This window comes from Nocardiopsis oceani (assembly GCF_054777395.1).
Window position 1 is genome coordinate 51,880 of record NZ_BAAHAR010000002.1, and the last position, 21,456, is coordinate 73,335.

The following is a 21,456-nucleotide window of genomic DNA, read 5'->3' on the forward strand; positions in this document are numbered from 1 at the left end:
CAGCCCTCCTCCCTCCATCCACCCGGTTCCCCAGCAGCCAGCAATCGGTGTCGTCGGCCACCTCTATGCTGGGTGGGCAGTCGGACAGGTAGAAAACGGGAGAGGGAGCGGCCGGATGGCGAACCGATGGTGGGGCAAACCCTCGGAGTTCCCCTGGGAGCAGGCCGCACTGGAGCACATCCGGGAGAAGTTCCCGACGACCGGGAACTACCGCGCCTGGGCAGGGTTCACCTTCACCGCCCGCAACCAGCGCATCCGTGAGTGCGACCTCTTCGCCGTCACCCCCACCGGCGCCTACCTGGTGGAGATCAAGAGCCACCCCGGGCGGGCCACCAACCGAGGATCCGACTGGACCTTCACCGATCGCAACGGGCGTCGCCGGACCTTCAGCAACCCCCTGCACCTGACCGACCTCAAGGCCAAGGAGCTCAAGAACCGTCTCCGGTGGGCGGCGCAGGAACTCGGCCTCGATGTCCAGGTTCCGTTCATTGAGGCCGGGGTATTCCTCTCCGACCCTGGCCTGCGGTGTGCCTTCGACGAGGTCCAGAAGGCCAATGTCTACGGGCGCAACGGCCTGGAGAAGCAGACCGGCCTGCCCGGAGTGTCTGATGGGCTGATCGACACTCCTCACAGCCGGGTCGACCCGAGGTTCCTGCGCCACGTCACCCGCCTCATGGAGAAGATCGGCATCATGCCGATGGACCGGGCTCTGCAACTGGGTGAGTACACCCTGGAGAAGCGCTCCTTCGACAGCGGTCCCACCTGGACCGACTTCAAGGCCGAACACCAGAGGCTCGGCGGTATGAGCCGCGTGCGCCTGTTCCACTACGGCGAGAACCCCTCCGAGGACGAACTCCGCTCGGTGGAACGCGCCGCCAAGCGTGAGTACATGTCCCTGGAGGGCATCTCCCACGAAGGCATCGTCAAAGCCGAGTACTTCGGGCTCATCGACGAGGGCGGCGCCGATCTCGGGCCCGCCATCGCGTTCCGGCACCACAAGTCCTGGCAGCGTCTCGACCACTTCATCGCCGAACACGGTGAAGGACTGGACGTCGACACCCGGATGGTGATGGTCCGCCAGCTGGCGGAGGCCGTCAACCACGCCCACCGCAACCGGCTCTACCACCGCGCCTTAGCCGCCCGCAGCGTGTGGGTGGAGATGGACGGCAACTACCCCCGCCTGTACATCGCCGACTGGCAGGTGGCCGCCCGGGAGAGCCTGCGTCTGCGCGGCAACCGCACCTCCCACGTCAGTTCCAGTGGCGGAGCCACCGAGCACCTGGAGTCGGCGCTGGGCAAGCGCGCCCTGGCCGCGCACGTGGAGAGGGCGGCAGAGGTCTACCTGGCTCCGGAGTTTCCCGACTTCGCCGGCCGGGCGGCGGCTCAGGACCTGTTCGGACTCGGCGCTCTCACCTATCTCGTCTTCACGGGCCGCCCACCGGCCCGGAACCGGGCTGAGCTGAGCCAGGCCATCCAGGAGCACGGCTGCCTCACCCCCGCAGCGGTGAGTGACGACATCGTGCCGCAGCTGGACACGCTGGTGCGCGAGTCCACTCAGCGTTCCCCCAACGACCGGTTGGCGACCGTGCAGGCCTTCCTGCGCATGCTCGACGAGGTCGAGGAGCGCCTGACCCTGCCCGAGGTCACCACCGATCCCCTGGTGGCCCGAACCGGCGACGAGATCACCCCGGGTTGGGAGGTCCGTGAGGTACTCGGTAAGGGGGCCACCTCCCGGGCCCTGCTCATGCGTAACGAGCGCACCGGGCGCGAGGTCGTCTACAAGGTGGCGCTGAACACCGACGCGGCAGCCGCCGCTCTGCGCAGCGAAGCGCAAACTCTGCGCGCCGTGGGTTCCCACCCGCGCATCGTCTCCATGGACAGCGCGGAGAAGGACGCGGACCCCGGGCTCCAGGAGATCGGGGAACGCACTGTTCTGGTCCTGCAACGGGCCGGCCAGCAGACGCTCGCGGAGTTCCTCGGGAAGGAGGGCGCGCTCACCAGCGGCGAACTCGACGCCTTCGGCCGCCACCTGTTCGAGATCTTCGAATACCTGGGTGAGAAGGAGATTCTGCACCGGGACATCAAGCCCGCCAACCTGGGGGTGCGGGAGATCCCCAAACAGGCACGGAGCCTGATGCTCTTCGACTTCTCCCTTGCCAGGGCGCCGCTGACCCACACCTCGTCGGGTACCCGCGGATACCTGGACCCCTTCCTAGGTGAGAAGCGCCCCTACGACGAGTTCGCCGAGCGTTACGCGCTGGCCGTCACGCTCCACGAGATGGTCACCGGTGAGCTTCCCGTCTGGGATGAGGAGGGCATAGACCCAGAATTCCTCGCGGAGGACGTGCAGGTTCCCCGCCTGGCCGAGGAGGCGTTTCCCAAGCAGAGCCGGGACGCCCTGGTGAGCTTCTTTCACAGGTCTCTGCACCGACGTAGCGAAGAGCGCTTCGCGACGCTCGCGGAGATGCGCACCGCCTGGCAGGCATCCTTCCTCGCTAAGGCGGCGGCCGAGAGCCCGGTGGAGGACGAGAAGACCCGTCGGCGTAACCAGGAAAGCGCCACGGTGGACACCCCCCTCCACCTGTCCGGGCTCACCCCGCTCGCGGTGGACACCGCCCAACGGATCCTGCGCTGCGAGACCGTGGGGCAGCTCCTCCGTAAACCGGTGCGCGGCATCACGCACATGCGGGGGAGTACCCGCAGCATCCGCAACGAGCTGAGCAGCGCCACCGCGTACTGGCGCAAGCACCTGGACGTGGCCGAGTACGCCGTTCCGGCCAAGGCCAAACTGCCCAGTGGCGCAGACGACAAGGTCAAGCGCAACGCTCTGCTCGACCAGGTGATCCGGCAGCTGCTGCCCAACACCACCGACGCCAACCGTTGGTGGGTCCGGGTGGCGCGCGAGCTGCTCGGCATGCCCGAGGGCAGGCAGGGCTTCCTGGACTGGTGGCCCACCCGTCGCGAGATCGCCCGACGCTTGGAGCTGCCCGCGGAGCGGGTGGAGGAAGCGCTCCAGGAGGCCTTCGCCTACTGGGGGAAGAACGCGTCCCTGCTCGGCTCGGTCCGTGACGACGTGGTGGAGATCCTCGACGACAACAACCGGCTCCGGGAAGTGCGACAGATCGCCTCCGAGCTTCTGGCCACACGGGGTTCCACCCTGGAGACAGCGGAGCGTTCGGTGTACGCCCTCGCCACGGTGCGCGCGGTGGTGGAGTTCGAGGAGCAACGCAGCGAACAGCGCTTCGTGGCGCGGCGTTACCCCCGCAGGGTGATGGTCGCCCAGGTCATCGACAACGACCCCCTCGTTCCGGTGGAGGGCGACCTGTTCGACTACGCCGAAGCGCTCGGGGAGCGCGCCGATGAACTGGTCGCGCTCGACGGATCCGACGCCCTGCCCGGCCCCCGCACGGTCCGCGAGGTCCTGCGCGGTGCGGAGGCACCGGAGGGCATGAAGGCGTTCTCCGACACGGACCTGGTGCAGTTGGCCGCCGCTGCCTCCGAGCGGGCCGAAGCGACCCCGCGCCTTGAGCTGTACCCGGTCGATCTCGACCTGGAGCGGGCCCTGCGCATCACGCAGGCCATCGGGTACCTGGGCAAACCCGGGATCACGCCGGAACAGATCCGCGACCGCGTCCGGTCCCGGTTCCCGGCCCTTCCCGAACCGAGCCGAAAACAGCTGTACGCCCTGCTCAAGAGCAGGCACCCCAAACTCCGTGAGGAGAGGGTCAACGACACCGTCTGCTGGTACTTGGAACCGGAGTTCACCACCTACCAACCGTCCACCCACACCGGGCACCACAGCGCACCCGACCAGGTGGACACCGCCTCCCTGCAGGCCTGGCAGCGCCTGGAACAAGCCGTCCAGCGGGGCGGTTACCGCGCGCTCAAGACCTGGCTGCCCGACACCGAGCGCTCCGCCCAGATGCTCACCCGCGTGCCGGGCGCGGTGCCTTTCGACGTGTCCACCGAGTTCGTCCAGGTCGTGGACGAGGTCATGGACGCCAAGGGCCGAGGCCTGACCTGGGATCACCTGGCCAAGGCCGACAACAGTCAGCCCCGGCCCCGACCCTTCGAGACCCTGCTCCAGGAGGTCTTCCAGCACCTGGGCGACCGGATCCGCACCGCGAGCGCGGACTCACCCACCGGCCAGGGCGTGGTCGTGCTCTACCGGGCGACGCCCCTGGCCCGCTACGACGCGGGCCGCGCCCTGCTCGGCCGCCTCATCCAGGAGGCCCGCGAGGCCAACCGCGCCCCGTATGGCCTGTGGATTCTCTGCCCCATGCGCGGCCCTCAGGCCCCGGCTACCTTGGACGGTCACCCCGCGGGCATCATCGCCGATTCGGAGCAGGTGCTGCTTCCGAGGGGCTTCAGTGCCCCGGAGGCGACGCTGGTGAGCTGAGGGTCCGCGCTACCTCTGCTGATCGGAGCATCAGCAGGGGCAGCGCGATGGCCTGCAGGGCGCTGACTCACTGCCTGGTCAGTAGCGGCACATGTTCGGTCTTGAGCGTTCTGTATGCATCAAAGCAACCACGGGGCGGCTGTCAAAGCCTAGATCTGGGAAAAATTCTCCAGGATCGATGTGCAAAAGATGCATGGAAGCAAGCTTCGCGGGCTACGGTTGCCACCGAAGAGCGCTGTCGAGTGCGTTGGGAGGGGGCAGTCGTGCTGCTGAGGTTCCGTGTGACGAACTGGGAATCCATCCGGGACGAACAGGAGCTGAGTCTTGTTGCCGCGGACAACCATGACGATCTGGCGATTCGGGACATCCCCGGCACGGCTCTGCAGGCTCTACCAGTGATCGGGGTCTTCGGGGCCAACGCCTCGGGCAAGTCCAATCTGATGCGGGCGATGAGGTACGCACGAGATGCGGTCCGGTTCTCGCACAACGGATGGAACCCACGGGGTGGAACCAACCGGGCTCCCTTCGCCTTGGACGAGGAGTCGGCGAGCCGTTCGTCGGAGTTCTCCTTCGATTTCGTCCAGGACGGGGTTCGCTTTGAGTACGGCTTCGAGGTGGGTGACGCCTCGGTGACCGGCGAATGGCTGTACAGCTGGCCACACGGGCGGATGCGGATACTCTTCGAACGGCACGGGCCGCAGGAGATCGAGCTCGGTCCCGGCTTGCGCAAGGGTTTCGGGAAACGAACCCAGATGGTCAGGGAGTCCGTACGGCCCAACAGCCTCTTCGTGTCAGCGGGTGCTGCTGGTAATCACCCCTTGCTTACCCGTGTCTATGACTGGGTCAATCAGATGACCATGGCCTTTGACGCAAACGAAGGAGCCCGTCTCGACCTGACACTGCGCATGCTGTCAGGATCGGCGTCAGAGCTGTGTATGCTTCTGCTCAGATACGCGGACCTGGGTATCACCGGTATCCGCGCGGAGGATCAGGAGATGCCCCAGGAAGCCGCGGCCCATTTCGCGGCGGGTTTCAAAGCGCTTCGTCCCGATGGGCCACCGGCGAATCTGGAGGGTTGGCGGCACACCGAGATCCTTGTGGCGCACCGAACCTCTGGCGACGATGTGGAACTGCCGCACGAAGTGGAGTCGGAGGGAACGAAGACCTGGTTGGCGCTGATCGGTGTGACGGTCCGGGCTCTGCTGGAGGGACGGGTGCTCGTCGTGGACGAGCTGGATGCTCAGCTTCACCCGAATCTCGCCGGGCAACTGGTCCGGCTCTTCTCGGAACCGGAGACCAACCCGCTCGGTGCACAGCTGGTCTTCAACACTCACGATGTCACGTTGCTGAGCCGTCGATCCTTCGGGTACCTGACCCGTGACCAGGCATGGTTCACGGTGAAGGGCGCGGATGGTTCATCTGGACTGGTCGCCCTACGTGAGTTCAAGGTGCGAGATGATCGTGATGATGTACTGAAAAAGTATCTTTTGGGTGGTTTTTCGGCTGTCCCCTTCTTCGACGACGATATCGGGGACGAACTTGCCCGTCTCGTCTCTGGTCATGCGGTAGCTTTCGAGAGTGGCGTCGAATAAGTCGAGGGGCAGTAAATCCCTCCAGCCGAAAAGGGTTCGGTCGAGGAATCCTGGTCGTAGGTATCTCATCTTCTGCGAGGACACCTATGGCGGGACGACCTACTTCAAGAAGCTGAAAGCCGAGCTTCGCTTCTCGGGCGTGGTTATCGATCTGGGGAGAGAGCACGGGGAGCCGTATGCCCTGGTCAACGCGGCCCTAAAGCGTCAGAACTCGACGCACCGCAGACGTAAGCGGCAGGGCGGGGAATACGACGAAGTGTGGTGCGTCGTTGACGTCGAAGCACCCGAACCCCATGGGTCACTGGACCAGGCTGCCCGTTTGGCCGAAGAGAACGGGATCAGGATCGCTTATGTCAACCCGTGCTTTGAGCTCTGGCTTCTCCTCCACCAAGGGAACCATGTTGGTGGCTACATGCGAACGGAGGATGCCATCGCCAAGATGAGAGGTCTCCGTTGCTGCTTCACAGACGGGAAGGACTTCGACCCCGGACACTTCATGGGGGATCCGCAGCGAGAGGCGATCAGGCGCGCCGAACAGTTGGTTGAGCGGCACGGGGAAGGAATCCATCCACGGGACAAGAACCCGTGGACCGATATCCACGTCCTGGTACGTGACCTTCTCGATCAGGGATGAGTCCGGTGAACAGTGTGCGGGGCACGATGAGCATCAGGTGCGATCGCCGAACTGCTGCTTGATGCGGGAGGGTCCGGGGAACTCCGCGGGGACGGCGTCCATGTGGATCTCGTTGACGCGGCGACCCAGCCACTTGTTGGAGTTGCGGCGAACCCCCTGGCGCTGGAAGCCCGCGCGCTCGTAGGCGGCGATCGCTCCGGTGTTGGGTTCCAGGACGGTCAGGTAGACGCACTCCAGTCCGGTGACGTGGAAGGCGTAATCCAACACCAGAAGAGTCGCTTCGGTGCCCACTCCTTTGCCTCGGGCTTCGGGGGCTCCGATGGCCACGGTGTATTCGGCGATGTCCAGACCCAGGTCGAGCATGAGCATGGCCGTCCCCACGGGAACCGGCTCGGTCCCGTCCATGGCGTAGACGGTGAACTTGATCTGCCGGTCGGACGAGGCCTCGTAAGCGGTCGTGTAGATCTCCCGTGTGGTCGCGATCTGCTGGGGTGTCTGCCGGTTGTATCCGACGATCGTGGGGATCTGCTGCTCCCACCTCCAGTAGTCCTCCACCAGGTCGGGGCGGATCGGTCCGATGCCCGCCTTGTCGCCGTGCAGCCAGAGCACAGGTTCACTCATGCGCGTTCATTCCTTGGGGTCGTGGGGTGTGCTGGAACGGTCAGTCATGCTTGGAAACGCCTTGTGGATGCGGGTTCGGCGACGAGGCTTCCGTCTGTGGTCCGCAGCCAGGCGTGGAATTCGACGGGTTCGGCCGCGACCCCGTGGCACCAGGTGACGTGGCGCCTGAGCAGAGCCAAGGCGAGGAAGGTCCCTACCGACTCTTCCAGGCGGGCGACCCGCGCGGGCAGGAACAGGCCAACCCACCTCACCGCGCCGCGGAGCTTTTGGGCCTCGGCCAAAGTCGCCTCTCGCACGCATACGCGCGATGCCAGGCAGCAGGAGCTGCAGCAGCCGCAGCGCCCGCGACCGGGCCGTACAGCACCCCGCGTGCGCTGGCCGGGGACCGGGAACGGCAGAACGCGCTGCGGAGGCTCTACCCCGTGGTGCGTGTCGTCCGCCTCACGCGGGCGGATCTGCGCAGGCCGGGGTACATCCTTGCGTTGTTGGCGGGGGAAGGGGAGGCCCCGGACTGAGGGTTGTGGGGTGCACCCAGCTGGGGCCGGAAGGGTCTCGCAGCCATACGCGGTGCTCGTCCCCGCTCGTCACGGTCAGCCCGTACTCGGTCAGGTCGGGGCTTCCTTGGGCCCGCCACCACTCGTGGGAGGTCAGGATCTGTTCGCCGATCCTGCCCGGCCCGCCCTGTTCCACCTGCCCGTCCGGGTGCAGACGCGCCCATGAGCTGGAGTCCGCTGCCGCGAGCCACACGCAGCTGTGCCCGGCGTTCCCGGGTTGGAAACCCATCGCCGTACCGGGGTTCATCAGGGCCAGTTGCGGACCGGCGCCGCCCAGGACCAGCTCACGTGCGTCGCCCGCGATCCTCCAGGTGCGATCCGCGACTGCACCGCCGTCGGGTGGCGCACCCCGGCGGGTCCGCTGGGCGCGCAGGGCCATGAAATCGGCCTCCCCGACGAACCGACCTTCCGCACGCCCCGCGCGGGGATGCGCGACCAACCGCGCCATCATCCCGCCGGGAAGCGTGACCCCGGGGGACCAGGGCAGGACGACGACCCCGCCGGGCCGCGTCTGCTCGATCCACGACGCGGGGACGCGCACCACCGCGCAGGTGGCGATGACGGAGTCGAACGGCGCCCCGGGCGGGTGCCCCTCGGCACCGTCGCCGAGCAGAACCGTCGGCGCGTAGCCGGTCGCGGCGAGGGCCCGGCGCGCCCGCGCTGACACGGCGGGGTCCACCTCCAGGGTGACGACGCGCCCTTCCGCGCCGACGAGTTCGCACAGCAGGGCCGCGTTGAAGCCGGTGCCGGTCCCGATCTCGAGGACTCGGTGGCCGGGTTCCACCCCGGCGGCCGCCAACATCGCCGCCATCACCGAAGGCGCGGAAGAGGACGAGGTGGGAACGTTCGCGGACCCGCGCCGGCCCCCGTTGACCTGGGTGATGACGGGGGCATCGGCGTAGGCGCGGTCGGCCCAGCCTTCCGGGTCGGTGTCCCGGTCCAGGTGAGTGCCTACCACCCGCGGCCAGACCCGGTCGGGGAGGAACAGGTGGCGGGGGACCTTCGCGAACACCGCCCGGATGTGCTCGTCGGTGTCCAGCCCGGCGGCGAGCCGGGCGCGTCGTGCCCCGAGGGTCTCGATACCGTCGTTCATGCTTTCCCCGTCCCGTTGCAGTCGGGGCACGGGATCATCTCCTTGTCCGACCACGGTCCTGATCCGTCGCGGCCCACGAAGACGTACTTCGCTCCGTTGCATCCCGAGCATGTGGCCATGACCGGCGCCCCTTTCCGTTGTTCCCAGCTTGAGATTAGGGAGCGGCCAGTGCTGCGGGAAGCGGAATATTCGACTATGCGCGAGGCATCGGAAACCGGCGCGACCTGATGCATAGACGTGAATACCCGCGACTACCGGCCCGTCAGCTCATCGATCGCGCGTAGCAGCAGGGCGCGGGCTTCCCGGCCGTACCTGGCTCCTCGTGCGCACAAGTCGAAGGCCCGTGCGTACTGCTCCACCTCGGTGGGGTGGGTGAGGCGCAGCTCCGCTGACAGGGTCTCGACGGTGACGAGCTCGTCGTCATGGATCCAGAAACCGTGCCCGGGGTCGAACACCACGCGCTGCTCGAAGGGGATGATCCCCAGTGACACGTTGGACAGCGCGGATACCGACGTGAGCCGGTCGAGCTGTTCCACCATCGCCTCGCGGTCGGTGTAGCGGGCGTAGAGAACGGCCTCGGAGATCAGGAAGCGGAATCTCCTGCGTTTCTCGTAGAGCAGTTCCTGGCGTCGGAGGCGCTTCCGAACGGCTTCCTCCACGCCGACGGATACGCCGCGAAAACGTGCATACCGGGTGAGTACAGCCCGAATATAGGCCTCGGTTTGGAGGATTCCAGGCACCACGGTGCACTCGTAGACACGGCGGCTCCGTGTCCCGGAGTCCCTGCTGAGGACCTCGTTCTGCGGACCTTGCATGCCCGCGCGTTCCTGGACACGCCATTCGACGTACATCGTTTCCAGGACACGGAGACGGGCGACGATCTCCTCAGCCGCGCGCGCCTGCCCGCACGCTGCGGCCCACGCATGGACGTCTGCGCCGGTAGGGGTCTGGCGTCCCGTTTCCAGTCGGGAGACCTTCGGCTGGCTCCAACCCAGTGACGCGGCGAGCTGCGAACCGGTCAGGCCCGCGCCGGTTCGCAGCTCTCGGAGGCTCCGCCCGATCTCGTGGCGGGCGCGTTCGAGGGAGTAGGACACCTACGCAGTAAACCGTTTCGGTGCATCGGGGGCGTAGTCGCGGTGGGGGACGGCGTAGTGCCAGGCGATGTCACGCCACTGGCAGTGCTTGGCTACCGTCGCCGGGTCGTCGATGAACTCGTACTCGAAAGGGGTGTCGTCTTCGTCGAAGTGCAGGACGCAGACCCACCGGCTGTCGAAGAGCCAGAAGTCGCGCTGCGGTAGCTTCTCGACCGCGGTGTGGTGGCGGGGGAGCCATCGGATGTCCTCCCCAGCCTCCTCGTTGAACTGCGTGGCAGCGTGTTCCCAGCGGATGTAGTCGCTCAGCGGCTCACTGACCACGCGGACCCGCTGCCAGAGTTTCCCCGCCCTACGGGCGTCGCGGACCTTGCTGTGCCAGGTGGAGGTGCGGGCGTGCTTCTCCTCGAGGGAGTTATCGCCGGTGCGGAGCCAGTACTCGAACTCTTCCCGTTCCGCTGAGACGTTGTACCGGTCGCGGACCTCGAGCTTCCAGGTGGTGTGCTCGAAGTCCAGGAACTGCTGTGCGAACTCTTCCTTGGTGAGAACCCTGGTCATGGGGACTTCTCCTTGTCGGCGAATCGGAGGAGCTTCTCGGGGACCTCCACCACCGTCTCGTTCTCGGCCAGGTCCCGCAGGTCGGCGAGAGCTTCGGGATCAGTCACCTTGTACCCCTGCACGACGATGGTGCCCCGGTCGGTTCGGTACAGGGTGGGGCAGTCGCCGTCCCGGCTGTCGGTACCCAGGAACTCCAGACGCATGGCATCAAGCCTCTCGGCTAGTCACGGATATTCATGACAGGTCCAGGATTGACGACAGAACGCATCCTGACAACTGCTATACGTGCCCGACGTTGGCCAGGAACGACTGCGCCAGGAGTCCGCCATCGGGTTGGGATTCCTGGCGCGTCAGCTTCAGGTCTCAGCTGCGGGTGGAGGTGAGGAAGGCGGTCCACTCGGCGGAGGGGAAGGGCATGTGCCCCTTGGCGGGGTTCTTCGAGTCCCGGACGGCAGCGCCAAAAGGCACACAGTGCCTACCCTGTAAGGGTTTCCGGGTGTCCGGAAGGGGTCATCGCCTTTACCTCGACGTACCGTCACCGTAGCCTCGCCGGGGGCGTGCCCGCCCCTTGAAATCGGGAATACGCGACCCCTCGGAGACGATGTGCGGCGACGCCAAAGACTCGCACTGATGCTGCAGCTGTTTCTCGTGCTGGCTGCTGGTCTGCTGGGGGTGGTCACCAATTTCGCCACCGACGGGCAACAGACCTCCCTTCCCCTTCAGGTTCTGGAACGGGCCGCCGTGCCGGGGTTGGTTCTCATCCTCGCGGCCTTGCTCATCGGCCATTTCGTGGCCTACAGGCTGGAGAACCCGCCGTCTCCCTCGTTCACTTGGGAGCCGGGGCGCTCCCCCTACCCCGGCCTGGCCTCATTCCACGAGGACGAGGCCGCGGTCTTCTTCGGCCGTACCGCGCAGACAACCGAGGCCATACGCCGTCTCAACGCTGTCGGTACCGACTCCCACGAGCGCTTCCTGGCCGTTATCGGAGCCTCCGGCAGCGGCAAGTCCTCCCTCGTTCAGGCCGGAATCCTGCCCCGGCTGCGAAGTCGGAGCTGGAACGTGCTGCCCGTCATGGTGCCCGGAACCGATCCAGTCGGGGCTCTGGCCAATGCTCTGGCCGCTGCCACCGACCACGCGCACGCCGACGCCTACGCCCGCCGCATCCGGCGTGACAGCGGCGAGCTCCTCACCCAGCTGCAGAAAATCCGTCGCGAGGGCGGCGGACCCCGCCGCACCGTTCTGATCATCGACCAGATGGAGGAGCTGGTCACGCTCAGCGGTGAGCACGACCGCTCCCTCTTCCTGCGCACCCTGCGCGAAGCCCTGCAAGGAGACCGTCACCTACGCGTTGTGGCCACCCTGCGTGTGGAGTTCCTCGGCGATCTCCTCAACGGTGAGGCCGCAGAACTGTTCACCAACCCCCTGGCCTTAGGTGCGCTCGACCGCCAGCACCTCGTCGAGATCATCGAACGCCCCGCCGAGGCAGCCGGTCTCCGCTTCGAGGACGGCTTGGTCGAGCAGATCGCGGCAGACACCGGAAGCGGTGACGCCCTGCCCCTGCTCGCCTACCTCCTGCAGGAGATCCACATCCGCGCAGGTACGCGCGGGACCGCCACCCAGGCCGACTACCGGGCGCTCGGCGGTGTGGAGGGAGCACTGACCCGCCACGCCGACCAGGTCACCGCAGAGCTGCGCGCGGACTCCGACCTCGACCGCATCCTCCGGATCCTGCTGCGATTCGTCACCGTTACCAGCGGCGACGCTACGCGCCGCCGGGTGCGCTTGGATGAACTCGACGAACGCGACCGACACATCGTTGACGCCTTCGTTGACGCACGTCTGCTGGTCAGCGATGTCCAGGACGGCGGCCCCGTCGCCCAGGTCGCCCACGAGGCACTCTTCCGCCAATGGGCTCCGCTGCGCCAACAGGTGGAGGCACACACCGAACGACTGCGCCAGCGCGCAGAGCTGGAGCGCTGGGCGGGTGACTGGCAGAGTTCGGGACACCACCCCGACTACCTGCTCACCGGGGCCCGGCTGGCCACCGCCGAACGCTGGTTGGAGGCCCTGCGTGACGATGAGCAGCAAACCTCGGCGCTCACCGCCTTCGTCGATGCTTCCCGGCGCCGCGACCACCGTTTCCTGCGCCGTGTGTCGCTCTCGATCGCCGAATACGTCTTGGCCGGTGTCGAGGAGCATCCCGAGCTGGCGGTCCTCCTCACTCTGGCCGCACTGGAGGAGTGCGACCCCGCTCCCGTCGTACGCGGCGCACTGCTGTCGGCCCTCGCACACAGCCACTGCTCCGCCGTCCTGACCGGCCACACGGACACCGTCCGCAACCTGGCCTGGTCACCCGACGGTGCCCGGATCGCCACCGCGTCCCGCGACGGCACCGCGCGTCTGTGGGACACCCGGGGCGGATTGCTCCGGGAGCTGCGCGGCCACATGGGGATGGTGGAGATGGCGGCCTGGTCGCCGGATTCACGGCGTCTGGCCACCGCCTCCCGCGACAACACCGTGCGGATATGGGAGGCCAGCACCGGTGCAACCCTCCTGCGTCTGACCGACGCCACCGACGTGGTGCGTGGTGTGGCCTGGAGCCCCGACGGAACCTACGTCGCCTCGGCCTCGCGCGATCGCGTCATCCGGATTTGGGAGGCGGAGACCGGACGCTTGAGCGCACAGTTGACCGGACACACCGACAACGTCCTGGGCATCCGCTGGTCGCCCGACGGCACCCGCTTGGCCACCGCCTCCCATGACCGGAGCGTCATCGTCTGGGACGTCGTCGAAGCCCGCCAGGACGTTCGGCTCGCGGGCCATCGCGACTTCGTCGAGGGCGTGTCCTGGCACCCTGACGGAACCCGGATCGCCACTGCTTCGGGCGACCACACCGTCCGGGTGTGGAACGCTGCCACAGGTGAGCAGCTCCTCCTGCTGCGCGGTCACCGCGACCGCGTGTGGAACGTGGAGTGGTCACCCGATGGCCGTCTGCTGGCTACTGCCTCTGCCGACCGCACCGCCCGGGTCTTCACCGCCGAGGACGCAGAGGAACGCGCTGTACTAAGGGGCCATACCGATGCCGTCTGGGGCGTGGCCTGGTCCCCCGACGGCAGGCGGCTGGCCACGGGGTCGGAGGACGCCACAGCACGCCTGTGGGAGATGGAGCCCAGAACCGTGGAACACGCCGTCCACCACGCGGAAGGCACGGCGGTCAACGCCCTCAGTAGCCAGGGCGAAACCCTCGCCGCAGCGGGTGAGGACGGGAGCGTTCGCGTGTGGGAGCGGAGTACCGACCAGTCCATCCCCTTGCAGGGACACACCGGCACGGTGCGCGACGCAGCGCTGTCCCCGGACGGCAGAGTCCTCGTCTCGGGCGGTATCGACCGGTGCGCTCGTCTGTGGAACCTGGAGACAGGCGAGTCACTGGCCGAACTAGCCCATGAGGACGCCATCGTGGAGTCGGTGGCGTGGTCTCCCGACGGCGACCGCTTCGCCACCGGAGCCCAGGACCGGAGCATCCGCGTGTGGGACGCCAGCGACGGCACTCTGCTGGCCGTACTGCGCGGTCACCAGGACTGGGTCGTGGGCCTGGCCTGGTCCCCAAGCGGGCGGATGATCGCCTCCTGTTCCGACGACCGCACCGCACGGGTATGGGACCTGAGCACGGGTCGCGAGAGCGCCGTGCTCACCGGACACGAGAACTGGGTGGACTCTGTCTCCTGGGCCCCCGACGAGACACGCTTGGCCACCTCGTCGGCGGATTGGACGGTGCGGGTGTGGAATCTGGCCACGGGGCAGACCGAACGGGTGCTCACCGGTCATGGCGGCCGTGTGCCCGCTGTGGCCTGGTCACCAGACGGTGCGCGTCTGGCGACCGTCTCCCACGACCGCACCGTCCGTGTCTGGGACACACAGAATGGGGACGAACCCCTGACGGTGGGCGTGCACCGGGACCGCGCCCTGAGCCTCACCTGGAGCGGGGGATCACGACTGCTCGCCTCCGGTTCGGCCGACGGCACCGTACGGGTATGGGACGCTCACATGCCCTTGGAGGAGTTGATGCGCGTGGCACGGCGGCGCACCTTCCGGGCACTGACACGGCAGGAGCGACGCGCGCACCTGCTCACGTTCGGTGAGGAGGAAGAACCGGGTCAGTAGACCCGGGTGACCTCGCGGGTCTCGGTGGAGACCAGGTAGTCCTTGGGGTCCAGGGCCATCGCTTCGCGCTTGGGGGAGTCCCAGTACTGGCGGTTGCGCTCGGCGAAGGTCTCGGGGCCGTCGTAGGAGATCTCCCAGATGAAATGGTGGCGCTCCCGGTCGGTCCAGGCACCGCCGAGGGAGAACCCGAACTCCAGTCGTAGCGGGACGATCTCCTCCCTCCAGCGCTGGACCCACTCGTCGAGCAGGCCCTCTTTGACGGTGTAGGTGCGTACCTGCGTGGTGGTGGCCACGGCGGTGCCTTCCTTGAGGTGGTGGCATGGTGTGGAAGACGTCGGCGCCTCACCTGGGATGGGTCAGACGCCGACGGTGGGGTGTGGCTCGTGGTGACGGGGCTCAGGCGCGGGTGGACGAGAGGAAGGCGGTCCACTCGGCGGAGGGGAAGGGCATGTGGCCCTTGGCGGGGTTCTTCGAGTCCCGGACAGCAGCGCCGCAGGGCAGGTCAGCGACCTCAACACAGTTCTGGCTCTGGCCGCTGTGGCTGCTCTTCCGGAAGCCGATGGGGATGTGCGCAACCTCGACGCAGTTCGGCTCTTGTCCGCTGTAGCTGCTCTTGCGGAATACTAGCTCGTTGCTCATCAGTCGCTCTCTAGGGATTCGAGCACGTCGGTGATGAACCGAGCGCTCTGGGTGGTGCTCAGCGCGGTCCCCTGGATATCGCCGAATGTGGTGCTGTAACGCGCGACATCCTTGGGCTGCTCGAAGAATACTGAATCCGTCACAGTGCCCACATGGACGATGGACATGGCCAAGTGTTCGGGGAAGTCCAGGATGCTGAACGGGGCTACCAGGGCAGCATGGGAACCGGCGGAGAACGGAAGTACTTGGACGTCTACGTTGGGCATCTTCGCCATGTCGAGCAGATGCCCCAACTGCTGCGCCATGACCGAGGGGTCGCCGACCATACGCCGTAGCGCTGCCTCGTCCATGACCACGCGAAAGTGGACTGGGCTGAGCCGTGACAGGATCTCTCGCCGAGTCATGCGGGCGTCCACGCGGTGGGCGATGTCCTTGGCGTCGGTATAGCGCCCGCCCTGGAAGAGGGCTTCGGCATACTCCGGGGTCTGGAGTAGTCCGGGGATGACCAAGCCTTCGAAGCTGCGGATAACTGACGCTTCCGCTTCGAAGTCGGGCAGGGCTTGTTCCCCGAAGACCTCGCGGTACTTGGACCACCAGCCCCGTTCCTTCGCATCGCGTGCCAATGCGTGCATGGCCAGGCGCTTGGAAGGGTCGTCGATCTTATAGAGGTCCATGAGCTGGTCTAGGTCACCTGCGGTGATGCGACGAGTCTCCGTGGTCTCGATCTTGCTGATCTTGGATGCGGTCCATCCCAGTGCCTTGCCTGCTTGGGAGACCGTCAGCTTGGAGCGTTCGCGGCCCTGCTTGAGCTCGGAGACGAGAAGACGAAGCCGGAGGGTGGGGCTGTACGGGATGCGCATGCACACAGGCTACTCGAAAAAATCGACAATGTCTCAAAGTGCTTGACTCTCGACAATGTCGAGTGCAAGATGATGTGTGTAGCCAGTGACTGGGGCCTCACGCACAGTTGGTAGGCCCTGTGCTGCTCAGGCTATGCCGTGCCCCTTTCCCTGCGCGGGGAAATCGTGAAGGTCAGTCAGCCTTGCGGGCACACCCTCGAACCACTCACTGCTTCCGCCTGCGTAAGGAGTCTGTTCGTCATGCCCGCAACCGCCCCCATGCCCTCGCTTCCGGAGGTCACCCTGCCCTTGGCGGAGTTGGTCCCGGCCCACCAGCGCCACTACTTCACCGGCCGCGCCGGGATGCGCTACTTCAGCACCCGCTGCTACACCTTCGGCCGCTCGGTGCAGTACATGCCCCTGGTCCGGGCCTTCCTGGACACCTGCGCCGCCGAGCACAGCAGCGACTACCGCTACCTGTTCACCCTGCTCGGCAGCGAGCTGGCCAACAACGCCCTGACCCACTCGCGCTCGGGCGAGCCCTACGGGGTTTACACCCTCAAGTGCGAGCGCCGCGACAACGGTCTGCGTCTGACCTGCCGGGACCAGGGCGCCAAGACCACCGAGAAGGACACCCCGGGCCGCTTTGAGTACCTGTCCACCGACGCCTCGCGGCTCAACAGCGAGGCCGAGTCCGGCCGAGGACTGGCGATGGTCGACGCCCTGGCCACCAGTTGGGGTGACAACGGCTTCACCGGGACCCGCCAGGTCTGGTTCTTCCTCGCCGGAGACCTGACTGGCAGCCGCTGGAACGCCCTGCTCTAAACCCGCAGCCACATCGCGCCGAAGACGCGAAACGGGCCCAGGAGAGCGTTGCCGCGCTCTTCCCGGGCCCTCCAATCCCGAAATCCACACACTTGCACATGTTCAGAAAGCAGGATCAGTGACGCATCCTATCCCCGTACCCCGACCTTCCAGCGACCCCCTCTACCGGACCCCGCCCCGGCGCGGCCCGCTGCCCGGCCCGTTCTGCCCTTCCTGTGAGCACCCGTCCTGCCGCCGTCGCCGAGCCCAGCGCCTGCCCCGCCTGGGCGGCCATCTGGCCGAATACCGCAATGAGCACGTCTATGCCGCCGCCGTGCAGGCCCGCAACCCCCAGCTCATCGTCTGGTTCGGGGAGCAGACCGGGTCGTTCTGGGTGGCCTCCTCCTCGGGCCTGGCCGAGGTCCCGGACGCCGAGACCCTGACCCGTCTCCTGCAGCCGACCCCGGTCGGCCGCTGAGCGTATGAGCGGCGGTGGTGGCTGCCGATGCGAGGTGGTCACCACCGCTGTCTTGTTCACGAAGCGACTAAGGATTCAGGTGCGACCAAGGCGTTCCGCGCGCGAGAATGGACAGGTACCCCGTCCCTCTCGTTGTGGTTGGAGCTCCTGTGATCGATCAGGCCAAGCTGCTCAAGGATCTGCAGAAGCAGGTCAAGCTGTTGGAGGATGACCTACGGGAACGAGGTCAGGACCCAACCGCGATCAAGGGAACTGGCCCCAGCGGGGAGCCGGAGACCTTCGACGCCTATCTCAAGCGTGAGTACCAGCGTGCGCGCGACGCCGAGCGGGTCGGTATCACGGAGGGTGAGTGGCGCGAGGACCAGATCACTCAGGCTGCGGTGGCGTGGGTGCTCTCCACCGTGTTCCTGCGGTTCTGCGAGGACAACGGGCTCCTTGAGGAGCCGTTCATCGCTGGTCCGAAGGATGAGCGTGACCGCTACGGGGTCGCCCAGGAGCTGAAGGAGGCCTGGGTTCTCCAGGGTCGGAGTGAGAACCCCGAGGCTGCGGAGCTGACTGACCGTGACTGGCTGGAGCACGCCTTCGAGCAGATGAGTGTCTCGTCGGTCATGGCGGGGCTCTTCGACAAGCAGCACAACCCGATGTGGACGATCACCCCATCCCACCAGGCCGCCAAACAGATCATCGACTTCTGGCGTTTTGTGGGAGAGGACGGACACCTCGCCCACGACTTCACCGACCCCGAGTGGAACACCCGCTTCCTCGGTGACCTCTACCAAGATCTGTCCGAAGCCACCCGGAAGAAGTACGCACTGCTCCAGACCCCGGAGTTTGTCGAGGAGTTCATCCTCGACTACACCCTGGAACCTGCCATCAAGGAGTTCGGCCTCGACGGCAACCGGATCTACCAGCAGGAGGAAGGCAAGGGTTTCCGCCTGATCGATCCCACCTGCGGGTCGGGCCACTTCTTGCTTGGAGCTTTCCGACGTCTGCTCAACAAGTGGCGCGAGGCCGAGCCAGGTACGTCGGACTGGGACCTGATCAGCCGCAGCCTGCGCAGCGTCCACGGCGTGGACAAGAACCCCTATGCGGTGGCTATCGCACGCTTCCGCCTCCTCATCGCTGCGATGCAGGAAGGTGGAGTCGCGGCCCTAAGTGCGAGTAGTCCTGAATGGCCCATCGTCGTGGCCACCGGTGATTCCCTGATCCATGGTCGGGGTGCGCCGGGAGAGCAGCGGTCTCTCTTCGGTGGGGGCGTGCACTACTACACGACTGAAGACGTACGCGAATACGCGGAATACGACCTGCTGGGGATGAACAGCTACCACGCTGTTGTGGGGAACCCTCCTTACATTACGGTTAAAGACAAGCAAGAGAACCAGAATTACCGGGGTGCGTACAAGCAGGTCTGTTCCGGAAAATACGCTCTATCGGCACCTTTCGCGAAACGCTTCTTCGATTTGGCCGTGCTTGGGGGTGGATCTGATCTGAGAGCCGGGTATGCTGGTCAAATTACTGCCAACTCCTTCATGAAGCGCGAGTTTGGAAAGAAGCTGATTGAAGATTACTTCCATGCCAAGGTGGACCTGACTCATGTGGTCGATTCATCGGGAGCCTATATTCCTGGTCACGGAACGCCGACGGTAATCCTCTTTGGTCGGAACAGAATGTGGCGAAGCGGAAGTAAAATCCGTGCTGTTCTCGGTATCAGTGGTGAGCCGGAGCAGCCGAAGAACCCGGCCCAGGGTCTAGTTTGGCAGGCGATCGTTAATCAAATTTCTTCGCCTCAAGGTGGAAGTAAATGGGTGAGTGTGGCCAATTTGGACCGAGCTGCGCTGGAAAAATTTCCATGGAGCTTGTCTGGTGGTGGCGCTGCTGAGCTGGCATCAAAAATTGAATCAATGGAATCTGTGCTGGGTCGGGTTGTGGAGTCAATCGGATTTGCTGTCATTACTGGGGAAGATGGGGTGTTTGTGGTTGACTCGACAGTTCGAGATAGGCTGCCACAGCTGCCGGTGCGCCCGTTTGTTCTTGGGGACGCGGTTCGAGACTGGAGGATTTCAAGCGGGGATTTTGTAATCGCTCCATTTGACGATGGTGGTAATGGTGCTGATGAGATTGAGAAGTACGGCTGGGGGTGGCGGTCGATGTTGGGGGGTAATATTTATTTTGGAAAAAATAAATATGAACGAGGGCTCAAGTGGTATGATTATGCATTTTCTTTGCCGTCTCGAATCTCTTCGAAAAATTTGATTGCTTTCTCTCATGTGGCGACTCATAATAATTTCTCTCTGGATTGCGGGGGGAAAGTTTTTAATCGTTCGGCTCCAGTGATTAAGCTTCCGGAGGGGTCGACGGTGGGGCAGCATCTGGAGTTGCTGGGTGTGTTGAACTCCTCGACAGCATGCTTCTGGATCAAGCAGGTGAGTCATGACAAGGGGGGTGGTGGAATTGGGGGTGGCATTGCCAGTGAGGAATGGGAGAAGTTTTATGAATTCACTGGGACCAAGCTTAAAGAGTTTCCCCTCCCTCGACGGCTTCCTCTAGTGCGCGCTCAGAGGTTGGATTTGCTCGCCCAGAAGCTTTCTGGGCTTGAGCCAGGTATGCTGGCGGAGGCTGCTATGTCTACGGTTAGCAATTTGGGAGAGGCTCGCCAGAAGTACTTTTCCACTCGGGAGCGGATGATTGCGCTCCAAGAAGAGCTCGACTGGGACGTCTACCATCGCTACGGACTCATCACCGATGAGCAACTTGGTGAGTTGGTATTCTCAGAGGCTTCCGAGGTTCCCTCAGTCAAGCTAGGTGAACGAGCGTTTGAAATCGTGCTCGCGCGTAAGCTGGAGGTGAAGGAAGCTTCTGGGGAATGGTTCACCCGTCACAACTCCAATCCCATCACTGAGATCCCGAACCACTGGCCGGACGCCTACAAGAAGGTTGTCGCAAAGCGCATCGAGATTATCGAGTCGGATAAGAACATTAACCTGCTCGAGCGCCCCGAATATAAGCGCCGTTGGCAGTCCGAATCCTGGGAGAAGAAGCAGCAGGCCGCGCTCAAGACCTGGCTCCTGGGAAAGTGCGAAGATCGGCGTCTCTGGTTCGCTGCTGATGACTACGGCGATGAGCGTGCCCGCCCGCTCTCAGTTCGCGCTTTGGCCAACCGGGTTCGTGATCTGTTCCCCGAAGCCGCTGAGGTTGCGGCCCTCTATGACTCCAGCAAGGACTTCGGTGAAGTCATTGAGGAGATCGTGAAGACCGAGCACGTCCCCTACCTTGCTGCTCTGCGCTACAAGGAATCTGGTCTGCGTAAGCGCAAGCAGTGGGAAGAGGTATGGGATCTGCAGCGCCAGGAGGACCAGCTCAATGCTGACCTCGCTGACGGGGAGAAGGAACACCGCCTCGATATTCCCGTCCCACCCAAGTACACGACGGCTGACTTCCGTAAGGGCGAGTTCTGGTCCAACCGGGGCAAGCTCGATGTTCCCAAGGAACGCTTCATCTCCTACCCCGGCGCTGAAACCGACAGTGACCCCACCCTCCTCCTCGGATGGGCCGGCTGGGACCACGCACAGCAAGCGGACGCCTTGGGCACCCTGGCCCACGAGCGTCTGGACCAGCTCGGCTGGGGCAAGGGCAAGGGCGAGGACGAGGACGCCCGGGACAAGATGATTCCGCTCCTGGCCGGGATGCTCGAACTCCTGCCGTGGGTGCAGCAGTGGCACACCGAGGTCGACGAGTACGGCGAAACCCCTGCCGATTACCTCAGGGCCGACCTCGCCGAACTGCGTGACACCACCGGGATCACCGAGTCCACGATGAAGGGTTGGGCACCGCCGGCGCCCACCCGGGGACGGCGCAAGAAGGCCTGAGCTTCTTCGACTGCCTCATCCACCTCGGGCGAGAGACTTTGACACCACTGGTCGGTCTCTTGCCCGAGGCCACACACCCCCACCACGCCCCACCACCCGGCTGCGCGGGAAGCTCGAACCTCCTTCA

General features: G+C 65.3%; 16 protein-coding genes and 1 pseudogene. 7 read left to right on the forward strand and 10 right to left on the reverse strand.

The window, feature by feature from the left end; genetic code table 11:
* The first annotated feature begins 115 nt into the window (after positions 1-115).
* The 3 genes from pglW to ACYVDG_RS01310 all read left to right on the forward strand — a co-directional run bounded on the left by pglW (position 116) and on the right by ACYVDG_RS01310 (position 6,625).
* A complete protein-coding gene (gene pglW, locus ACYVDG_RS01300; protein ID WP_460745942.1) occupies positions 116-4,399 on the forward strand; it encodes a BREX system serine/threonine kinase PglW in 4,284 nt (1,427 codons plus the stop codon).
* 263 nt (positions 4,400-4,662) lie between these two features.
* Complete coding sequence (locus ACYVDG_RS01305; protein ID WP_460745946.1) at positions 4,663-5,991, forward strand: AAA family ATPase; 1,329 nt, start codon at positions 4,663-4,665, stop codon at positions 5,989-5,991.
* On the forward strand, positions 5,978-6,625 hold the full coding sequence (locus tag ACYVDG_RS01310; protein WP_460745951.1) for an RloB family protein: 648 nt from the start codon (positions 5,978-5,980) through the stop codon (positions 6,623-6,625). Before ACYVDG_RS01305 ends, ACYVDG_RS01310 begins: the two co-directional genes overlap by 14 nt.
* A gap of 33 nt (positions 6,626-6,658) precedes the next feature.
* On the opposite strand, the gene ACYVDG_RS01315 is transcribed toward ACYVDG_RS01310, so the two are convergent.
* The 7 genes and pseudogenes from ACYVDG_RS01315 to ACYVDG_RS01345 form a co-directional block, all read right to left on the reverse strand.
* Positions 6,659-7,246 carry a GNAT family N-acetyltransferase gene (locus ACYVDG_RS01315; protein WP_460745955.1) on the reverse strand — a complete coding sequence of 196 codons (588 nt, stop codon included), beginning with the start codon at positions 7,244-7,246 and terminating at the stop codon, positions 6,659-6,661.
* Between the two features lie 44 nt (positions 7,247-7,290).
* Positions 7,291-7,701, reverse strand: a complete 411-nt coding sequence (locus ACYVDG_RS01320; RefSeq protein WP_460746253.1) for a lasso peptide biosynthesis B2 protein — start codon at positions 7,699-7,701, stop codon at positions 7,291-7,293.
* A complete protein-coding gene (locus ACYVDG_RS01325; protein ID WP_460745959.1) occupies positions 7,688-8,923 on the reverse strand; it encodes a methyltransferase domain-containing protein in 1,236 nt (411 codons plus the stop codon). The genes ACYVDG_RS01320 and ACYVDG_RS01325 overlap by 14 nt, the downstream gene beginning before the upstream one ends.
* A 221-nt stretch (positions 8,924-9,144) precedes the next feature.
* Positions 9,145-9,987 carry a helix-turn-helix domain-containing protein gene (locus ACYVDG_RS01330; protein ID WP_460745961.1) on the reverse strand — a complete coding sequence of 281 codons (843 nt, stop codon included), beginning with the start codon at positions 9,985-9,987 and terminating at the stop codon, positions 9,145-9,147.
* Positions 9,988-10,542 carry a DUF6879 family protein gene (locus ACYVDG_RS01335; RefSeq protein ID WP_460745965.1) on the reverse strand — a complete coding sequence of 185 codons (555 nt, stop codon included), beginning with the start codon at positions 10,540-10,542 and terminating at the stop codon, positions 9,988-9,990. It lies immediately after the preceding gene.
* Positions 10,539-10,745: a hypothetical protein gene (locus ACYVDG_RS01340; protein ID WP_460745968.1), complete on the reverse strand. Its 207-nt coding sequence runs from the start codon at positions 10,743-10,745 to the stop codon at positions 10,539-10,541. The genes ACYVDG_RS01335 and ACYVDG_RS01340 overlap by 4 nt, the downstream gene beginning before the upstream one ends.
* Before the next feature lie 160 nt (positions 10,746-10,905).
* Positions 10,906-11,010 (reverse strand): annotated as a pseudogene (locus ACYVDG_RS01345) (DUF397 domain-containing protein); the annotation flags it as partial.
* A 162-nt stretch (positions 11,011-11,172) separates the two neighbouring features.
* Here ACYVDG_RS01345 and ACYVDG_RS01350 point away from each other — a divergent pair.
* Entirely contained in the window at positions 11,173-14,703 is a 3,531-nt protein-coding gene (locus tag ACYVDG_RS01350) for an nSTAND1 domain-containing NTPase (protein ID WP_460745971.1), read from the forward strand.
* Here the strand turns inward: ACYVDG_RS01350 and ACYVDG_RS01355 are convergent.
* The 3 genes from ACYVDG_RS01355 to ACYVDG_RS01365 form a co-directional block, all read right to left on the reverse strand.
* Entirely contained in the window at positions 14,697-14,996 is a 300-nt protein-coding gene (locus ACYVDG_RS01355) for an NIPSNAP family protein (protein ID WP_460745973.1), read from the reverse strand. The two genes, ACYVDG_RS01350 and ACYVDG_RS01355, sit on opposite strands and share 7 nt — an antisense overlap.
* 103 nt (positions 14,997-15,099) lie before the next feature.
* Positions 15,100-15,342: a DUF397 domain-containing protein gene (locus ACYVDG_RS01360; RefSeq protein WP_460745975.1), complete on the reverse strand. Its 243-nt coding sequence runs from the start codon at positions 15,340-15,342 to the stop codon at positions 15,100-15,102.
* Complete coding sequence (locus ACYVDG_RS01365) at positions 15,342-16,202, reverse strand: helix-turn-helix domain-containing protein (protein ID WP_460745977.1); 861 nt, start codon at positions 16,200-16,202, stop codon at positions 15,342-15,344. The genes ACYVDG_RS01360 and ACYVDG_RS01365 overlap by 1 nt, the downstream gene beginning before the upstream one ends.
* A 240-nt stretch (positions 16,203-16,442) precedes the next feature.
* Here ACYVDG_RS01365 and ACYVDG_RS01370 point away from each other — a divergent pair, with 240 nt between their 5' ends.
* The 3 genes from ACYVDG_RS01370 to pglX all read left to right on the forward strand — a co-directional run bounded on the left by ACYVDG_RS01370 (position 16,443) and on the right by pglX (position 21,329).
* Positions 16,443-17,006 (forward strand): ATP-binding protein, encoded by a 564-nt coding sequence (locus tag ACYVDG_RS01370; RefSeq protein WP_460745980.1) that lies wholly within the window; start codon positions 16,443-16,445, stop codon positions 17,004-17,006.
* A 118-nt stretch (positions 17,007-17,124) separates the two neighbouring features.
* Positions 17,125-17,463, forward strand: coding sequence for a hypothetical protein (locus tag ACYVDG_RS01375; RefSeq protein ID WP_460745982.1), 339 nt, complete (start codon positions 17,125-17,127; stop codon positions 17,461-17,463).
* Positions 17,464-17,612: 149 nt separating this feature from the next.
* On the forward strand, positions 17,613-21,329 hold the full coding sequence (gene pglX / locus ACYVDG_RS01380; protein WP_460745986.1) for a BREX-2 system adenine-specific DNA-methyltransferase PglX: 3,717 nt from the start codon (positions 17,613-17,615) through the stop codon (positions 21,327-21,329).
* The last annotated feature ends 127 nt before the right edge of the window (positions 21,330-21,456 follow it).

Coding starts and splice junctions, on each gene's coding strand:
- pglW (WP_460745942.1), top strand. CDS start 116: ATGGCGAACCGATGGTGGGGCAAACCCTCGGAGTTCCCCTGGGAGCAG.
- ACYVDG_RS01315 (WP_460745955.1), bottom strand. CDS start 7,246: ATGAGTGAACCTGTGCTCTGGCTGCACGGCGACAAGGCGGGCATCGGA.
- ACYVDG_RS01335 (WP_460745965.1), bottom strand. CDS start 10,542: ATGACCAGGGTTCTCACCAAGGAAGAGTTCGCACAGCAGTTCCTGGAC.
- ACYVDG_RS01340 (WP_460745968.1), bottom strand. CDS start 10,745: ATGCGTCTGGAGTTCCTGGGTACCGACAGCCGGGACGGCGACTGCCCC.
- ACYVDG_RS01350 (WP_460745971.1), top strand. CDS start 11,173: ATGCTGCAGCTGTTTCTCGTGCTGGCTGCTGGTCTGCTGGGGGTGGTC.
- ACYVDG_RS01360 (WP_460745975.1), bottom strand. CDS start 15,342: ATGAGCAACGAGCTAGTATTCCGCAAGAGCAGCTACAGCGGACAAGAG.
- ACYVDG_RS01365 (WP_460745977.1), bottom strand. CDS start 16,202: ATGCGCATCCCGTACAGCCCCACCCTCCGGCTTCGTCTTCTCGTCTCC.
- ACYVDG_RS01370 (WP_460745980.1), top strand. CDS start 16,443: ATGCCCGCAACCGCCCCCATGCCCTCGCTTCCGGAGGTCACCCTGCCC.